The sequence below is a fragment of the Collinsella aerofaciens genome, assembly GCF_015557435.1.
GTDB classification, from domain to species: domain Bacteria; phylum Actinomycetota; class Coriobacteriia; order Coriobacteriales; family Coriobacteriaceae; genus Collinsella; species Collinsella aerofaciens_Z.
The window spans coordinates 1-1506 of sequence record NZ_JADNOH010000086.1 but is presented as its reverse complement, the minus strand read 5'-3'; the positions used below and the strand labels follow the sequence as shown (position 1 = coordinate 1506).

Genomic DNA, 1506 nt, shown 5'->3' with positions numbered 1-1506 from the left:
GGTCGCGCGCGCAGACGTGGTGTAAGAGTGTCCTGAGGTCCGTCGCTGCAAGTCCCGATGTTACTCCTTCTTGAGACCGCGCTTCTCGACTATCTCGTCCACTATCTCCCTGGCGCGCCGCCCGAGCGCGCGGCGCCTCCCCTCTGTCGAGGCCGGCCTGTCCGCGGGCTCGGCGAAGCCCTCGGCGGCCGAGGCCTCGGAGAACACGCGCTGCTGGGACCACTGCCCCTCGGTCTCCATGAGGCTCGCGCACGTCAGGCGCAGCATCGACTCCCTCGAGGGGAAGGACTGCACGACCCTGTAGCGGCGCTTGATCTCGCGGTTGGCGCGCTCCTGGACGTTGTTGGTGCGGAGCTTGGCCCAGTGCGCCCTGGGGAAGGCCGTGAACGCCAGCGCGGAGTCCTCGGCCTGCTCGAAGACCTCGCCGGCCCTGGCGGACACCGACGCCACCCAGGGCGCCGCCTCGGCCCACACGCAGCGCGCGAGGTCGGGGTCGTCCTGGTAGACCGCGGCGTGCACGAGGTCCCTGACGGCCGCCTTGGAGTCCTCGGGCCTGCCCGAGCAGGCGCTCTGGAGGTTGCGCTGCAGGTGCGTCACGCAGCGCTGCCAGGCGCAGCCCTGGAACAGGCGCGAGACGGCGGCCACGAGCCCGGCGTGGCTGTCGGAGACCACGAGGCGAACGCCGGCCAGCCCGCGCTCGCGCAGCCCGCCGAGGAATGCCGCCCAGGAGTCCTCGCTCTCGGTGTCGACCACGTCGCAGCCCAGGAAGTGCTTGCGCCCGTCGGCGCCCAGCCCGATCGCGGTCACGACGCCCTGCGAGACGACCGACGAGCCGACCCTGCAGCTCATGTAGGTGGCGTCGAGCCACAGGTAGCAGCACGGCGTGCCCGAAAGGTCGCGGCGGCGGAACTCCTCCACCTCGGCGTCGAGGTCGGAGCAGAGGCTCGAGACCTCCGAGCTCGACAGCGAGGATATGCCCAGCTTGGACGCCACGCGCTCGACCTTGCGGGTGGACACGCCGCACACGTACATCTCCTGCACGATGGAGGCCACCGAGGTGTCGACGCGCGACCATCGCGCGAGCATGCCCTCGGGGTAGTAGGTGCCGTGCCTGAGCTTGGGTATCTCGAGCTCCACGTCGCCCACGGCGGTCTTGAGCGACCTGGGGCGGTAGCCGTTGCGGCTGTTCTCCCTGCCGTCGCTGCGCTCGTTGCGGCTCGCGCCGCACATCTGCTGGGCCTCGGAGTCCATCAGCGCGTTCATCACGCCGCCCAGCACCCTGCACGCGAACTCGCGCGCGTCGCCGCACTCCTGCCAAAGCCTCGCCGCCTCGAGGGCCTCGTCGCGGCCGAGGCGCAGTACACTCTCTTCTTGGGGCATCGCCTTTCCTTCCATTCGTCACCTTCATTACTCCAACGACGAATTCTAGGCGGTGTCCCCTCCCTTTCAAGAAAGAGAAGAGGCGGGGCATGCCCCGCCTCTTACACCACATCTCTGCGCGCTACC

At 69.6% G+C, this 1506-nt stretch carries 1 protein-coding gene; it reads right to left on the bottom strand.

Annotated elements, in window-relative coordinates:
* Positions 1-60: 60 nt before the first annotated feature.
* Positions 61-1380, bottom strand: a complete 1320-nt coding sequence (locus tag I2G43_RS08445) for an IS256 family transposase (protein WP_229071725.1) — start codon at positions 1378-1380, stop codon at positions 61-63.
* Positions 1381-1506: the final 126 nt, after the last annotated feature.